This window comes from Vibrio sp. 704, from assembly GCF_033339295.1.
In genome coordinates, this window is record NZ_JAWOUH010000002.1 from 79,244 (window position 1) to 94,851 (window position 15,608).

Here is a 15,608-nt window from a genome sequence, read left to right on the forward strand (position 1 = left end):
TGACACAGCTGTCTGCACTACTACCCCGACATGTTGATTTAGCTTGCTACATCAATTCCCCCGACAGCTGTTTCACCCTTTCCAGTTTGCATAACTGATTGAGTGATTTAACAAAATTTTTCAACCAATTATGTAAATGGGTTACCAACATCACCGATTCAAACGTAAGTGAACCATAGGTAACTATACTCATTTTGATGTCTTCACTGCTTTGCGATGAAGGCTCAACGAAAGAGCAAATTGCTCCACAACTTTGCTTAGAATAACCGCTAGGACACCATTATGATTATCTCAGCTTCTACTGACTACCGCGCTGCCGCGAAAGCCAAGCTTCCCCCGTTTCTATTCCATTATATTGATGGCGGCTCTTACGACGAACGCACGCTGAAGCGTAATACTGACGATTTAGGTGATGTCGCTCTTCGCCAACGCGTCCTACGCGATATGACAGATTTGAGCCTCGAAACCGAGATCTTCGGTGAGAAACTGGCAATGCCAATCGCGCTAGCTCCTGTTGGTCTAACTGGTATGTACGCGCGCCGAGGCGAAGTGCAAGCAGCAAAAGCAGCCGAGAAAAAAGGCATCCCGTTTACTATGTCGACTGTTTCGGTTTGTCCGATTGAAGAAGTCGCACCTGCAATTGAACGTCCAATGTGGTTCCAGCTTTACGTACTTAAAGACCGTGGCTTTATGAAGAACGTACTTGAGCGTGCAAAAGCAGCAGGCGTAACAACGCTGGTGTTTACCGTTGATATGCCAGTTCCTGGCGCACGTTACCGTGACATGCATTCAGGTATGAGTGGCCCTAACGCGGCCATGCGTCGTGTATTCCAGGCGATGCGCCACCCAAGCTGGGCGCTGGATGTGGGTCTACTTGGTAAACCGCACGACTTAGGTAACATCTCAACTTATCGTGGCGAACCAACAAAGCTAGAAGATTACATCGGCTGGTTAGGCGCAAACTTCGACCCTTCTATCTCCTGGAAAGATCTTGAGTGGATTCGTGATTTTTGGGATGGTCCAATGGTTATCAAAGGCATTCTAGATGAAGAAGACGCGAAAGATGCGGTACGTTTCGGCGCGGACGGCATTGTGGTATCTAACCATGGTGGCCGTCAGTTAGATGGCGTACTTTCAAGCGCTAAAGCACTACCAAGCATTGCGGATGCGGTAAAAGGTGATCTTAAGATCTTCGTAGACTCTGGTATTCGTACTGGTCTTGATGTCGTTCGTATGCTCGCACTTGGTGCAGACTGTACGCTTCTTGGCCGTTCATTTGTGTACGCATTGGCAGCACAAGGCGGAGCAGGCGTTGAAAATCTACTGGATCTGTACGATAAAGAAATGCGTGTAGCAATGACGCTGACTGGCGCTAAGTCTATCGCGGATCTTTCACGCGATTCGCTAGTGAAAATCCCATAATCTTTGCAATCGAGCAAAACAGAAACGAAAAAACGAGCCAACAGTGGCTCGTTTTTTATTGCTCTTCAACCCGATAATTTGACGAGCAAGCTAGCTAACTTGGTGAACGTACTCGATCACGACTTGGTTTCCGTCGATAAACACGTTACTGATATCGCCATCCACCGTCACACGATTTTGTAAATAAACGGTACCAGATGCAGATAGGTCACGCTCCGTCAAAGACGGAATCACCTGACCAGGACGTACATGTAGCTGCTCGCATAGCTGTTTTACAAAACCTAGCGTCAGTGGAGAATTACCACGTAACAAGCCAGAAAACTCGTGTAGACTCAAACCAAGGCGCTTCGCCATTTCCATTTGAGTGATGTGCATTTTGGCTTTTTGTGACATCCAGATGTCGTAGAGCGCGTTTCGATCCAGCTCTGTAAATTCCATATCTGCCTCCGCTAATTCAAGAGCCAATACACTCTCACACTTACTTAAGATAAATGTTAGCGATAAGTCAGAGAAGTTATAATTGATCGTCCAAATATCAACCCTCAATCATTGGTAGCGTACCTCTGAACATGCATGAGGCGGTCGCTCAACAGAACATTGAGGTGACTCTCTTGTCATCGGAAGGAAAAGTCCATCTCGGACGGTTTAGACATAAGTAAATGATTTAAAGGAAATCACTGGGGTGAAGGAGTAATATCTGCTACCTTTCCTTCCATGGTTCACTAGAAATAAGTTACATATGCCACAGTGGTTTACCGAATTACAAAGCTACATTGAAACATCTCATCAAAATTGGAGTGGGAGCGTCCTTTTCATTACGCTCGCTAGCTTTATAGCTTGGATAGCTTGGCGGCTGATCCGCTCTCGCCTCGCTGCGCTCGTAGAGAAAACGCCCTTCCACTGGGATGATATGTTGCTTGATGCGCTAAAAGCGCCAGTCAGTACACTCATTTGGTGTTGGCCAGCAACCGTCTCTATCGGCATCATATTGGAGAGCGAGCTCAACGATAAAATAAACTGGTTAAGTACGCTGAAACTGATTTTAATCATCAGCATCTTCGTATGGACCGTTATGCGGCTCATTACCAATGTTGAAGAGCATGTTCTCGAACAAAAGAACCGAGATGAAACAACAGTACAAGCGATAGCTAAGGTCGCGCGCCTGTTCTTTATTACCGTCGGAATTCTAACCGTAATGCAGGCATTTGGTCTGTCACTATCGGGCCTCCTTACCTTCGGTGGTGTTGGTGGTTTGATCGTCGGTTTAGCGGCGAAGGATTTGCTGTCTAACTTTTTTGGAGGTCTTATGATCTACTTCGATCGTCCATTTAAAGTTGGCGATTGGATCCGTTCTCCAGACCGACAAATAGAGGGGACAGTAGAACGCATTGGCTGGCGCATGACCATTATCCGAACTTTCGATAAGCGTCCACTGTATGTACCAAACTCAGTGTTTAGCAGCATTGTCGTAGAAAACCCATCTCGCATGCTGAACCGACGTATCTACGAAAAAATTGGACTTCGTTACGACGATGCAGAAAAAATGCCGCAAATTATCACCGCGGTAAAAGAAATGCTGAAAAATCACAAAGACATTGATGCACGCCAAACACTTATCGTCAACTTCGATACATTCGGTCCATCATCATTGCACTTCTTTATCTATACCTTTACTAAAACCGTGAATTGGGTGAGATACCATGAGGTTAAGCAGGACATACTGCTTAAGGTAATCAACATCATTAAAGAACACGATGCAGATATCGCGTTCCCTACTCAGACGCTTAAGCTCGACCCTATACAAATGGTAAAATCGGAAGAGCAAGAAGATCACGGCTTCTAGTTTTCACCAATACCCAAATAATCAAGCCCGCTATGTTTAAGCGGGCTTTTTATTTTTCTTCGCATGAAGTGGTTATTGTTGCGTTAACACCATACGTGCATTCAGCGGTTGGATTGGGCGATTGTTTTTCCCCATTACTTCCGAAAAAGATTTTATCTGCTCAGGAGAAATAGTTTGTGCTTCTTTCATCACCAACCAACGCACACCTTCAGAGCATGGTGGTGTCGTTAGTGAGCCGTTAAAGCGGTAGTAGTCTTTATCACTTGGGATAAGGGCATCCGCATCAAATGGAACCTTGATGGTAACATCTTGATCTTTAGTTGGAATGTTAGCTAGCATCTTAGCTAAATCTGGGTTCGTGTCACCCAGTTTAAAGAACACCGCGACAACAGCTAGATGACCTACTTTGTCGGCATGCACAAAGTGTACTTCTAGTGGGTATTCTTTACCATCCACATGGTTTTCAGATGGCGTATGGAAGTGGAACTGTTTCAACGTAAACTCTTTACCATCAATGGTGAGTGTGTTTTTACCTTCTAAACCAGTCTGTAAAGTGTGACCGTTGTTCAGCAGTGAAATTGCCTTACCTTCGTAGTCGAAATTCAATTTTTCTAGCTTCGCTTCGGTCGCCGATTCAATGTTGATTGGGCTCTGATTTTGACCTTTTGCGCACTCAGATGCAAACTCACCCCAATGAGCAGGTCCATGGTTTCCCTCGTAGCCCCAGCTTGCTGCATAAGCTGTTCCTGTAAATACCAGTGCCAAACCTAATGTTGTTAGTGACTTCTTCATCATTTTCCTTATTTCTGAAAGTTAAATTCCGTGAGAATAAAGCCATACTAATCTCACAAAATTAAGCAGTGACAGAGTGAAAACTATGATTACAAAAGATTTTTGGAATAGAAGCCTCTAATGATGTAATTGACATGATGCTCAAAATTGAACGTCAACGATTATTGAATCGGTGTAAGTACCTGCAGGAGGGGTCGTTTGGCTGGTTAGTATCTGCGCGCGATAATTATAATTCTGTGGAGTGACACCATCCGGAATGGAGCCGCCAGTATCGACGTCACTGTGTTCACGACGTTCAGAACTGGTGCCTCCCCAGCGCTCCATCGTTGATGACTTATAGATTTCATACTCCAAATAGTGACCACTAGAAATCATTCGCCGCTGACCGCCGGACGCATTTAGGCCGTCATTCAAGCCAATGGAGAAGGAACTATTCTTGGTACAAGTTAACGATATAACCTGACTGACCGGTTCAAAACCAGCCACTAATGGGGACGAACCAAAATCAATATCTGGCGCTGTGATCATACAATCAGGGGTCACTTCTAACTCAACCGTAATCACGCTTTGAGCGCTGCCATTGGTGCGGCCAATGCATACCCCTAGAACCCCGATACCCTTACAGTAATCCCAAATCCAGGATACGGTGATTTGGTCTTTATAAGTCCCAGCGGAAAGATTACTACCCACTCCCGTCCGAGCATAGAGCGGAAACTCGGCTTGAGTGCCAAACAACCCGAGTAAATCGAGTAACCCGATTTCAAAAAAATTGTAAGTTTGGCCGAATACATACTCTTGTGAAAGACCTGGATCGCCAAAAATCTGATAGCTGAGCTCCGAACTCGGATCATCCTCATTTAATAGCAAACCATTATTTATACTGTTAAACCTTGCTGATACGTAGTCGCCACTTAACAAAGACACAAGTGTAGAAAAGTCACACGTAATCCCCGCATGAGGCTGAGCTGAGCTTTGCTGCTGAGAGCTTGAAACAGTAAACGAAGAAACATTGCCAAACAAGATTAAAGGTGCTGCCGCCGTGAGCTGACAAGCCATTGTCGAGCACGAGAAAAAGAGAAGTAGGCTAGCAAACCAGCTGCGCAAAATCATAGTGCGGTCTCTTCTTCGGCTTTGATACAAACCTGCTCAGGCAATGTTTGTATTTTTTGACTGTCACGCTGATACAACCCCTCAATAAACACTTTACATGGCGACTGTCCTTGAGGATAAAACTGAATATAGCGGCCTGGGTCAACGCCTTCAAAGTACGTAAAACCATCCCAACCAATTTGGCTTGTTAAGCCCGTTTCTGAGCGGCCATATGTACCAATCGGAAGGAACAAATGATTTTCGTCTACCACCGTCATGCTCAGTGCAATTTGTAGCTCTATTGGGAACTCTAACAGGTAGCCGTAGCCCGAATGTATCGAAGCAAACTGCTCTGTTGCAGAAAACGCAGCATTGGCAGGTAAATTAAGTGGATCGATTTCATATTTGGCGGTGTAATACGCCGTAGCCCAAGGAACAAGTAAGTAACCTTCATCATCTGTCACTCCGACAATTTGATTTTCATATTTAACCGGAATACCTTCAAAACCACTGGTGCTCACCACAGCGAAGCTGTCATACACTTCATTCGCTGGGAATATTTCTCCATCCAACGTAGAGACCGAACCTGCCATTTCCGCAAAATAATCATAGTCGCCACTGGTGCCATTTAACCCCGCTCTGAACTGCGCCCATGACGCACGGTAGGTCAAATCAGCCTGTTTACGGTTTTCTGGGTGTTCGTTAATATCATGCGCTAAATTGACGCCCCATCCACCTCGTATTGGCGCAAGGCGGCTGTAACCCACTCGCCCTCGCACATCGCCATCATCCTCTCTTTTCAGCGTTAGCCCCGAACTTCCCCCCAAAGAACTGAAAGGTAGAGAGAATTGCGCCAACGTAACACTCTGACCACCAATACTATGGTTGTAAGACAGGGACATATTGATATTAAAAGGCAGAGCGTAGCTATAAGTAAGATTTAGGGTACGTGAATCTGAGTCGGATTGTTGAATATCAAAGTACCCACCAGAAAGTGAGCCCCAATCTCCCAAACGGACTCCCATATTGATTTGTGATAGATGGCGCGACGCGAGTGAAGCGTCCTTGCCGTCATCGAGCATTTCGTAATTTGGTAAATGAGATAAGGTATAAAAGTCGGCTTGTTCTACTTGAGTTCGAGCAGCGAAGCTAAACCGCCGAGACTGATAACTATAACCTAGCGCATATGAGGTAGATTGATCCTGAAAATTACTCACACGAAACGAGGCATCCACCGTACCTAAATTGACAGCATTGGTGACAAAGCCCAGCCCCGCAACGATCAGGTCATCTTTTGCTTCGGCTTGAGCTTCTAATGTTAACCAATCAGTCATGCCATGACGCAGAGCGGTAACCACGCCACCGTCTCCATAGTCGTTAGATGCATTACCGAAATTTTCTCTGATCGCACCAATACTCGCACTGTAAGATGTAAATCCGGTCTTGAGTAGATCGGAAGAGAGAAAAAATGGGCTGGTCATGACCGTTTGCTTACCTTGAGCATCCGTTGCAATTACCGTTGCTTCCCCAGCACCAGAGAGCATTGGAATATCGTTAATAATGAAAGGACCGGGCCCAACATTCATTGAGTCAGTTTTAAAGCCATTGATAAACAAATCTAACGTAGTGGGCGCTGTGACCTCACCGTAAAATGCAGGTAACGGCGTCGTCACGACATCCGGACGCATAGAGAAATCATGCGACAACTGAATACCCGCCAGTCTTACTGGTTGGCTCCAAGATAAAGGGCGAACAATATAGTCCCCTACCTCTATACGAATTCGCTTCTCTTGATTGACGTACTCGTAACTCGTATCAAAACGAGTGTACTGGCTGCTTTGCTGGGACTGAACATCGCGATGAAAGTTAGATTTAAATATCCCGGTAGTAGAAAAAACGCCAAACTCAGAAAAGGCTCTGACTTCATGATTGATAGAAACCTCCTTTTGTCGGCTTTCGTTCTCGTACACACCAAATACGTTGTAGTTAAGCAGGCCACCACGCCCAAACTGAGCCGGGGAAAATCGCCCCATATCCTGCGCTGATAAGTTCTGCATCGGTAACCAATTAGGCGGTACGTCAATTGCAAGTTGCAATGACGATTGCAAGTAACGCACGTTAACACCTGGGATAGACGTAACCTCAAGTCTCTCTTCGGTTCCAGGCAACGACTTGGCGGTAACCCCAACTGAAATGAGGTCCTCCCGGAGCAAAAAGAACTGATCGCCAACTCGCTCAACTTTCGCAACAAGCCCTGTTGCTCTTTGATTGATCACCAACTCCAGATTGAGGCTGATATTCTCAAACTTTTCTAAAGAGAAATTTTCAGGACTCGGTAGCTCAGAGAAGTGGTTTGCTGAATTTGCACAAAGACCAATACTGCTCCACGTTACGCTAAGTAATACCAACCAAAAGAAAGCATTCATTGTATTAAATCTATTCATTATTGCTTCAATGGTATTTGGTAACGTTTACCTCCAATATTCGCGCTCAAACTCAAGGGTCTGACATTACTATGGGGAATAGACCAAACCTTATACTGTTCAGGAAGAATATAGCCAGCTAGTCCATCGGAAATAACGACAGGATCTTTATTTGGTAGATTCAACTGTAAATTCACTAAGCGAACATGGTGTTTTCCTGAATTTTTAATGTGAACAAAACGCTGATTATTTTTCTTAATAAACTGTGCCTGTAAATCACCCCATAATTCACTGTCACGGTTTGGTTTTTGAGTATCAGTCAGCCCTTTCCCGTAAATAAACAAAGGTATCGAGTAACGCATTCGGACTTTGACAGCGAGTTCATTTTCCGTCAATTCTGTTTGAGGGTTTTGAGTTGGCGGTAATTCATCTATGATCACTCGGTATGCATACTCCTTACCCGCAGAGGCCTCATCTTGGTTGATGATGCGGATTAACTGCTTTTCACCTGGTTCAATTTTGACAAACGGAGGGGTTGCAATTAACTGGCTTTGACTTGAATAACTATCTTCTCCTTCGTTTTGTTCCCACTTAAAAATTCTCACCTGTAAATAAGAATCAACACTGCCTTTATTTACCATCCAAAGTGATGTTGCATTACTCTCCTCTGATATTTTGGGGTAAATCGGCCAAATTAATAATGAGTTAGCATTGGCATTTGAGAAAAAAACAAAAAGGAAGGTTATTAATAATAGTTTTTTGAGTATGAATTCCATTTCACCCCTCCAAAGTTCACTTACCACTCTAATGTCAGCGTAAGCGTATCCATATAAATTCCAGCCATTTCATTCCCATTTATTGTCGCCTTTGCCCAGATAGGAAACTGAATATTATCTGGGTCTTGGTCGGTATCGACGGAATATTGCGTGTCAATATCAAGCACCTGCGTATAATTTAGATCCTGAAACAAAAAGTAATCTACCGTTGTCGCTTCTTCACTGTGCTTTAGCTTACGTACACCGTCCGATGCATTCATCCCGCCATTTACGGAAACATTCATCGTAATACCCGGAGTACAACTTAATGTGAGTGATGAACTGTAAGTGATGCTGCCTTGTACTTCCGTCGCGTAAACTGAAGAATGCTCACCAAAATCTAACGTGCCTATTTGCCCAGCTTGGGTTGCGCTTTCTTCTTGTACTGCGCCGTTAATCAAACAACCTGTATCTACGGTGGCAGACACCTGAAAAGTTTGTGTCGCATCAGCCAGCACAGTTAAAGAGCACAAACTCATCGCGACAAGTGAAAAGCCCCTAACAACCAGCGTCACGTTTTACCAGCTTAGCGTCACACTGATGGTATCGGAGTATGTGCCGGCAATGCTGCTCGTACCGTAAGCTTTCGCAAAAAGCTCAATAGTTTGCGATGTTGCACTAGTAAATTCAGACAGAGCTACCGTCCCGCCTTGTATAATTTGTGTGCTTCGGTCTGAGTCGGTAAACAACGTATAATCAATAAATTGCGCGCCATTTGACATCGCGTAGGTACCAACGGTCGCACTTGCATCATACAATCCGGTGCCCAATGTAAACGTCGGTGTCACACCGTTACTACAAAGCACTTCAATACCCGTCGCACTACCACCATTTACCACACCATCTTGTTCACTGAAGATTGCAGGCACGTCTCCAAAGGCGAGTGAGCCAAAGCCAACGCCAGAAGCTGCATCTACCGCATTATTTCCATTAATCACACAACCTTGTACAAGGTTAATTGAAACATCAATCGTACCGCTCACTGACGCTCCACTCGCTTGCCAACTAAATGAGGTTAAGAGCAGAGGCATCATCAGATAAAATCTTTTCATATAAAGCTCCATTTTTTACATTCCACTGTATATCGGTAACCTTTTTATTAGTTATAGCTCAATTATGACAAACCAAATGCATATAAAATGTAAAACAATAAAAAGAAGCAGGATAAGGATAAAGACGAACAGCAAATAAAAACATTAAACTTAAAAATGACGATTTTTAAGCATATGATGCTAAAAAATAACCACCAAAAACAAATGGTTATTATCTTATTCCAAATACAGAATCGACAATTAGTTAGAAGGTAGGGTGAAGTTGAGTGGAAAAAATCTAAAAAAAGTAGCAGAACGATACGAGAAGTTTAGAAAAGATTGGCGACCATTTCTTCCCGAAACAAAAATCTTCATGAAACAAAAATGCGCCCCAAAAAGGAGCGCATTTCTTACTTGAATAAGTTATTCCCAATCAAGAATAACTTTGCCTGACATACCGCTGCGCATTACGTCGAAGCCTTCTTGGAAATCGTCAATCTTGTAGTGGTGCGTGATGATTGGCGATAGATCCAGACCAGATTGGATCAGTGAAGCCATCTTGTACCAAGTTTCGAACATTTCACGGCCGTAGATACCTTTGATCACCAAGCCTTTGAAGATAACTTGGTTCCAGTCGATACCCATGTCTGATGGTGGAATACCTAGTAGTGCAATACGACCACCGTGGTTCATTGTGGTTAGCATTGAGTTGAATGCTGCTGGGTTACCAGACATTTCTAGACCTACATCGAAGCCTTCTGTCATGCCTAGCTCAGCCATTACGTCTTCTAGCTTCTCTTCTGCAACGTTTACTGCGCGTGTTACGCCCATCTTACGAGCAAGTTCTAGACGGTATTCGTTCACGTCTGTGATCACTACGTGGCGAGCACCAACGTGTTTTGCTACTGCAGCTGCCATGATACCGATTGGGCCAGCACCTGTGATAAGCACGTCTTCGCCTACTAGGTCGAAAGAAAGCGCGGTGTGTACTGCGTTACCAAACGGGTCAAAGATAGACGCTAGATCGTCAGAGATGCCTTCAGGGATCTTGAACGCGTTGAACGCTGGGATCACTAGGTATTCTGCGAATGCACCTTCGCGGTTAACGCCCACACCAATCGTGTTACGACATAGGTGAGTACGGCCGCCACGACAGTTACGACAATGACCACACGTGATGTGACCTTCGCCAGATACGCGGTCACCGATTTCAAAGCCACGGACTTCCTGACCAATCGCAACCACTTCACCCACGTATTCGTGACCGACAACCATAGGCACTGGAATGGTTTTTTGTGACCATTCGTCCCAGTTATAGATGTGTACGTCTGTACCACAGATAGCGGTTTTCTTAATTTTGATCAGAATATCGTTATGGCCGACTTCAGGTTTATCAACCTCAGTCATCCAGATGCCTTCTTCAGGCTTTAGCTTTGATAATGCTTTAATTTTCATAATGTAACCTTAATTAAAGGCCCTATTGTCTAAGGCCTAGAATCTTAAATAAGACCCATGTCCTTACCAACTTGGATGAACGCGTCGATTGCACGGTCTAGTTGCTCGCGAGAGTGCGCCGCAGACATTTGAGTACGGATACGTGCTTGACCTTTTGGTACTACAGGGAATGAGAAGCCGATTACGTAGATGCCTTTCTCCAGCGCACGCTCTGCAAATTCTGCTGCTACTTTTGCGTCGCCAAGCATGATTGGGATGATTGCGTGGTCAGCACCACCCATTGTGAAACCAGCGTCCTCCATACGAGTACGGAAGTGTGCTGCGTTTTCCCATAGACGATCACGTAGGTCACCGCTCTCTTCTAGTAGATCTAGAACGCGGATAGAAGCGCTTACGATTGCTGGTGCAACAGAGTTAGAGAATAGGTATGGACGAGAACGCTGACGTAGCCAGTCAATCACTTCCGCTTTACCAGATGTGTAACCGCCTGAAGCGCCGCCCATTGCTTTGCCTAGCGTACCAGTGATGATGTCGATACGGTCAACCACGTTGTGGTGCTCGTGCGTACCTGCACCTGTTTTGCCCATGAAGCCAACAGCGTGAGAGTCATCAACCATAGTCAATGCGCCGTACTTCTCTGCTAGGTCACAGATAACCGGAAGGTTTGCTACTACGCCGTCCATTGAGAACACACCGTCCGTTACGATAAGAATGTGGCGAGCACCTGCTTCTTTCGCAGCGATCAGTTGTTGCTCTAGCTCTTCCATGTTGTTGTTTGAGTAGCGGAAACGCATCGCTTTACATAGACGAACACCATCGATGATTGACGCGTGGTTTAAAGCGTCAGAGATGATTGCGTCTTCTTTGCCTAGAATAGTTTCAAATAGGCCCGCGTTTGCGTCGAAACATGATGTGTAAAGAATCGTATCTTCTTTACCTAGGAACTTAGAAAGCTTCTGCTCAAGCTCTTTGTGGATGTCTTGCGTACCACAGATAAAACGTACTGAAGCCATACCAAAGCCGTGCTCGTCCATGCCTGCTTTACCCGCTTCGATAAGTGCCGGGTGGTTAGCAAGACCAAGGTAGTTGTTCGCACAGAAGTTTAGTACTTCTTCACCAGTAGAGATTTTAACAGCCGCTTGCTGTTGAGACGTAATGACACGCTCTGATTTGTAAAGGCCTTCCGCCTTTACTTCTTCGATTTGCTGCTGAATCTGTTGGTAGAATGCAGAAGACATTTGAAATTCCTTCCTAGTTATTTTGGCGAGTATTTACTCGTTTAGAATTAGGCTTAGCCTTTATGTGACGGGCGTCACGGGCTATCACTCATCAATTAATTGTAGTGTAATTCAAGGAAGGAGGAAGGATTATACCTTAAGGTGGAAAAGCATTAATGAATCCTAGGCATAAACTCAATTAATGCTTTTCTATGAGGTTGTTATAAAAGGAATTATAGCCAGGTAGGCTTAGCCAAAAGTGCTTCAAAGTCCTTAGCAGGTAATGGTCGGCTATAGTGGAAACCTTGTCCGAACTCACAGTTTAGGTTTTTCAGGTAATCCACATGACGCTGTTCTTCGATGCCTTCTGCGACGATCTTAAGATCCAGCGCTTTCGCCATTGCTATGATTACGTTCACAAGCTCGCGGTCTGAGTCGTTCTCGAACATATTTTGCATAAAGCTACGATCAATCTTTAAGCGGTCGAACGGAAACTTCTGCAAGTAACTCAGCGCAGAATAACCAGTACCAAAATCATCAATAGTAAGTTTGGTGCCTAACGCTCGTAAGTTATTAAGCATGTCTAATAGCTCAGAATCGTGATTGAAGAGGAGACTTTCTGTCACTTCAATATCGAACTTATCTGACGGAAGACCAGACTCCTCAAGGCTGTGTTTAATAAACGTAAGTAAGCGCTCGCAATACCTAAATTGAACACTAGAAAAGTTTACAGAAACAAACAACGGAGTCAGACTTTGCCATTGTGCCGCTTGTCGACACGCTTGTTGAATAGCAAACTCACCAATTTGATGAATTAAACCATTTTTCTCTGCAATAGAGATAAACTCTTCAGGGTTTACGAATCCGTACTTGTCATCATTCCAACGCATTAGCGCTTCTGCCCCTACGATTTTACCACTACTCAGCTCAATAATTGGCTGATAATACAGTTCTAACAACTGATTGGAGATCGCACTTCTCAGACGATTTTCCAGATCCAAATAGCGTTGCAAATCTTGGTTCATATTATGGTTATAAAAACAAAAGCCATCACGCCCATCTTGTTTCGCCCGATACATTGCCATATCTGCACATGCAAGAAGCTGCTCAGCGTTGTCTCCGTCATCCGGGAACACAGACATTCCGACGCTACTACTCAAGAAGAATTCATGGTTGTTCCAAACAAACGGATCGTTAAACGCCGAAAGTACACTTGAAGCAACTCGCTTTGCAGTATCATTATCAGGCAAATCAGGGATGACGAGTAAAAACTCATCCCCACCAATTCTCGCCAATAAGTCTGTTTTTCTCGCGACTTGATACAGTCGCTGAGCACTTAGTTTAAGGATTTCATCCCCAACAAAGTGTCCCATTGAATCGTTAATCTGCTTGAAGTGGTCTAAGTCGATGAACATCACCAAAACTTTAGACCCACTACGCGATGCCCTAATTAACTCCAAAGCCAATCGCTCGGAACCATAACTACGATTAGGCAAATTAGTTAATGTGTCATATTTAGCTTGGAAGGCGAGTTCTTTTTCAGACGCTTTTCGACGTTCAATTTCGTTCGTTAATTTTTTATTCTGTTGAGAAAGAATATCTTTACGCTTTTTTTCTTCCTCAAGCTTAATTTTCAATTCAATCCTATTATTGTTCGTGATGAATGCATAACATAAAGCAATGACGATCATAACGGCCAGAATACTCAAACCAATAATAAAGAGCCGTGATGTAAATATATCTCGTTCACTCAAAGGCTCGAACCACGCCATCAATTTAAAGTGATGTTTATCCACAGGCACTTCAAAGTAAATTTTTCCGTCTACAGCCTCAAAAACGAAATAGTTCTCATCCTTATTGTGAGAAGGTATTTTATTTATGGTATCCCATACAACCATTTCCACGTCTTTTATTTTTAGCACCATTCGGCTATAACTATCTTCGTGTTCTTGGTTAGTAAGTTGGTCAATAACAATATTCTTATTAAGATCGGCAATTAAAAAAGCAACAGGCTTTCCGGAGAACTTAACTTGCTTAATGACTTGAATGCGAACGTCATCATTGTATCGCGTCGCACAAACCTCTTCGGGATGCCCGTGTTGAGTCATTAAGGTTTGTATGTCCATTTTGTGCTCGGCAAGGTTTTCAGATCCAGTGGTGACAATGGTGACTCCATCACTGCCTACCAGCGTGAGCTTTTTATAGATTTGGCTGCTATTAATTAGCTTACTGTCTATCTTCTCATCGAAGCGACGCTTTAAATTAATTAAACTGGCACCTAACCCATACTCCATTGACATTCCAGAAGCTAAATTACCAAAGAATGTTTGTATTGTTTTATCTGTAGCTAGATTATCAACATCTTCACTCGCTATGGTAAATAAATTATCGAGTGTGCTTGCATAACTTTTAACTTTTAAATCTAGTTCTCTGTATTGAGATTCTTTTAATTTATTTTGACCTACGCTAGTCACAGTAATAAGCATAGCTAGGTAAATTGAAACTAATATTGCGCTTATTGTAATAAATCTTTTACTGGAAAATTTTTTAACGGCCTTATTCATCGGACTTTCTTTTTATCTTCTATAAAGTAATCGTTATAAAAGTAGTAAATAGATGGATAGTATTTTTTTACTAATTTTTCGTATGAACCGTCTTTTTTTATCGAGTTTAAATAACGATCAAATGCTTTGCGTAATTCAGGGGAATTTTTACGGAATGCAACAGCCATTTTTTGATTTTCAGATATAGGGCCAATGACTTTTATTTCGCCCGGCCATTTTTCGAGGGCAATTAGCGTATCCGCAACATCTAATAATGTGCTTTCCGCATCATTTTTCATTATCGCTGGAACCATCTCATTAAGGAGACGCGCCCCATCAGGTAATATAACTTTTGCACCTGTGTCATATAAGTCATAAAGGTTAGGATCCAAGCAAGAATGTTCTAAAGCTAACACTTCGCGACCATCGATCAGCTGCTTGACGTTTTTAACATCTTCATTGACCGACCCACTTGGTTTAATCGGGCTCAGACTAGAGTCGGATCTGGAAACCAACCATACACCTGAAGGAAAATAATCTTGTGAAAAATCGACAACCTCAGAGCGCCAATCAAGAATAGTAACGCCATTTGCGATCAAGTCGCCTTCAATTGGAACACTTTCTCCGACAACAGCCTGCTTGTTGTGATATTGCACATTTTGCCCTGTCAACTTACCAACCACGTCGCTCCACTGTGCTGGAACATACTGGTACTGAACACCTAACGACTTGGCAAAACCTTTTATTATCTCTACATCCAAGCCAGTCAAAGTTTCCACTTCACCTTGTTCAATATAGGAGACAAAGTTAGCGTACGGGACACCAATGTGACGCAGTACACCGCGTTCACGGATTTGTTGTAAATCGTCTGACCAAGCGGCAGATGACGCAACAGAGGTAACCATGAGCGCCACCGTCGCTAAAGTTCTTTTGAATGTTATGACTGACATAATAATATCCTTACCTTTCACAAAGCGC

General features: G+C 43.7%; 13 protein-coding genes. 2 read left to right on the plus strand and 11 right to left on the minus strand.

The genetic code is table 11. From position 1 onward, the window contains the following. The first annotated feature begins 282 nt into the window (after positions 1-282). A complete protein-coding gene (gene lldD, locus R7R24_RS04250) occupies positions 283-1,422 on the plus strand; it encodes an FMN-dependent L-lactate dehydrogenase LldD (RefSeq protein WP_005383962.1) in 1,140 nt (379 codons plus the stop codon). A gap of 90 nt (positions 1,423-1,512) precedes the next feature. Here lldD and R7R24_RS04255 read toward each other — a convergent pair whose 3' ends face one another. Further along, positions 1,513-1,860, minus strand: a complete 348-nt coding sequence (locus R7R24_RS04255; protein ID WP_005375109.1) for a helix-turn-helix domain-containing protein — start codon at positions 1,858-1,860, stop codon at positions 1,513-1,515. Between the two features lie 301 nt (positions 1,861-2,161). Between R7R24_RS04255 and R7R24_RS04260 the strand changes: the two genes are divergently transcribed. Further along, positions 2,162-3,265: a mechanosensitive ion channel family protein gene (locus R7R24_RS04260; RefSeq protein WP_065275477.1), complete on the plus strand. Its 1,104-nt coding sequence runs from the start codon at positions 2,162-2,164 to the stop codon at positions 3,263-3,265. A gap of 72 nt (positions 3,266-3,337) precedes the next feature. Here R7R24_RS04260 and R7R24_RS04265 read toward each other — a convergent pair whose 3' ends face one another. The 10 genes from R7R24_RS04265 to R7R24_RS04310 all read right to left on the minus strand — a co-directional run bounded on the left by R7R24_RS04265 (position 3,338) and on the right by R7R24_RS04310 (position 15,580). Next, positions 3,338-4,057, minus strand: a complete 720-nt coding sequence (locus tag R7R24_RS04265) for a carbonic anhydrase (protein WP_017635489.1) — start codon at positions 4,055-4,057, stop codon at positions 3,338-3,340. Between the two features lie 141 nt (positions 4,058-4,198). Continuing rightward, complete coding sequence (locus tag R7R24_RS04270) at positions 4,199-5,167, minus strand: spore coat U domain-containing protein (protein ID WP_191116102.1); 969 nt, start codon at positions 5,165-5,167, stop codon at positions 4,199-4,201. Next, positions 5,164-7,590: a fimbria/pilus outer membrane usher protein gene (locus R7R24_RS04275; RefSeq protein ID WP_372051726.1), complete on the minus strand. Its 2,427-nt coding sequence runs from the start codon at positions 7,588-7,590 to the stop codon at positions 5,164-5,166. Before R7R24_RS04275 ends, R7R24_RS04270 begins: the two co-directional genes overlap by 4 nt. After that, positions 7,590-8,345, minus strand: a complete 756-nt coding sequence (locus R7R24_RS04280; RefSeq protein WP_025768578.1) for a molecular chaperone — start codon at positions 8,343-8,345, stop codon at positions 7,590-7,592. Before R7R24_RS04280 ends, R7R24_RS04275 begins: the two co-directional genes overlap by 1 nt. A gap of 20 nt (positions 8,346-8,365) precedes the next feature. Further along, positions 8,366-8,863, minus strand: a complete 498-nt coding sequence (locus tag R7R24_RS04285) for a spore coat U domain-containing protein (RefSeq protein ID WP_017820521.1) — start codon at positions 8,861-8,863, stop codon at positions 8,366-8,368. Positions 8,864-8,902: 39 nt separating this feature from the next. After that, positions 8,903-9,448: a spore coat U domain-containing protein gene (locus R7R24_RS04290; RefSeq protein ID WP_005375099.1), complete on the minus strand. Its 546-nt coding sequence runs from the start codon at positions 9,446-9,448 to the stop codon at positions 8,903-8,905. Positions 9,449-9,838: 390 nt separating this feature from the next. Continuing rightward, entirely contained in the window at positions 9,839-10,870 is a 1,032-nt protein-coding gene (gene tdh, locus R7R24_RS04295; protein ID WP_005383983.1) for an L-threonine 3-dehydrogenase, read from the minus strand. 44 nt (positions 10,871-10,914) lie between these two features. Continuing rightward, complete coding sequence (locus R7R24_RS04300) at positions 10,915-12,108, minus strand: glycine C-acetyltransferase (RefSeq protein ID WP_115386805.1); 1,194 nt, start codon at positions 12,106-12,108, stop codon at positions 10,915-10,917. A gap of 212 nt (positions 12,109-12,320) precedes the next feature. Beyond that, positions 12,321-14,651 (minus strand): putative bifunctional diguanylate cyclase/phosphodiesterase, encoded by a 2,331-nt coding sequence (locus R7R24_RS04305; protein WP_206946667.1) that lies wholly within the window; start codon positions 14,649-14,651, stop codon positions 12,321-12,323. Continuing rightward, positions 14,648-15,580: a transporter substrate-binding domain-containing protein gene (locus R7R24_RS04310; RefSeq protein ID WP_042521667.1), complete on the minus strand. Its 933-nt coding sequence runs from the start codon at positions 15,578-15,580 to the stop codon at positions 14,648-14,650. The genes R7R24_RS04305 and R7R24_RS04310 overlap by 4 nt, the downstream gene beginning before the upstream one ends. Positions 15,581-15,608 lie beyond the last annotated feature (28 nt).